Genomic DNA, 1,259 nt, shown 5'->3' on the forward strand with positions numbered 1-1,259 from the left:
TTGCCGGCACCGTGCTGAGGGTCAGTGCCGAAGAAGGGCTGGTGCTGGCCGATGGCGATGACGGCCATGAGCGCTACCTGCCGCCCATGCTGGACCAGTACCTGCCGGCCGCGCCAGGCGAGTACCAGTTGCGGTCCAGCGGGGTGACGGTGATCGATCCTGATTATCTGTCCACCTGGGAGTTGCACGCGCGGCAGTAGGCGAAGGGCATCCAGAGGGGCCGGGCCAGGCAGGGCCACGCTTTGCAGGATGGGGCGACTAGCCCTTCCGGCCCATTTCCCGGTGGGCAGGGGGTGTTAGATTCGGCCCATGCCCGCCGTGCGGGTACCCAACTCACACCCCAGGGGAAAAGGATGCTCATCCGTCGTACCTCTCTGGCGGCGGCCGTTGCCGTTGCCACGCTCGGCCTGCTGGCCGCCGGCCCGGCCTTCGCCGACTACGCCAAGCCGCCGGAACGCCTGCTCAAGGTGCTCAAGGCGCCGCCGCCGCCGGCACCGAACATCGACCCCAGCGGCCAGCGCCTGCTGCTGACCACCGCACAGACCTATCCGTCCATCACCCGCGTCGCCCAGCCGTACCTGAAGCTGGCTGGCGTGCGCCTGGAACCGAAGAACCGCAGCCGCCACGACACGCCCGGCGGCTATGGCATTCCGGCCTGTGTGGCCGACTTCACCCTGGTCGAGATCGTCAGCGGCAAGAGCACCAAGGTGAACCTGCCGCAGGGGTGCGCAGGTGGCGCACAGTGGTCGGCCGATGGCAGCCGTTTCGCCTTCCAGAATGCCGTCGATACCAGCGTGCAGCTGTGGGTGGGCGACGCCGCCACCGGCCAGGTGAAGCAGGTGCCGAACGTGCAGTTGAACCCCATCTTCGGCAGCACGGTGCAGTGGCTGGGCGGCAGCCAGAACCTGCTGGTGAAGCTGGTGCCGGCCAACCAGGGGCCGGCGCCGTCCAACGGCGGTACGCCCACCGGTCCGGACGCGCAGGAGTCGCTGGGCAGCAGTGGCGAGAGCAGCACCTATGAAGCGCGCGACACGCTGACCAGCGTGCACGACGAAAAGCTGTTCGCCTATTACGGTGCCTCGCAGCTGGCGGTGGTCGATGCCGCTGCCGGCAGCGTGCGCCCGGTTGGCCAGCCGGCGCTGTACAACGACGTCAACGCCGCACCCGATGGCGTGCATGTGCTGACCGAGACCCTGAAGGCGCCGTTCTCGCATGCGGTGACCTACCAGCGCTTCGCCAATGATGTGGCGGTGCTGGAC

General features: G+C 68.4%; 1 protein-coding gene and 1 pseudogene. Both read left to right on the forward strand.

Annotated features, from left to right (window positions below):
* Positions 1 to 200 (forward strand): annotated as a pseudogene (locus AC1VAN_RS22240) (hypothetical protein); the annotation flags it as partial.
* Positions 201 to 353: 153 nt separating this feature from the next.
* Positions 354 to 1,259 (forward strand): TolB-like translocation protein (locus AC1VAN_RS22245; RefSeq protein WP_480986795.1); only part of this gene is annotated, 906 nt, incomplete at its 3' end.

The organism is Stenotrophomonas sp. 05L44_2 (assembly GCF_056665995.1).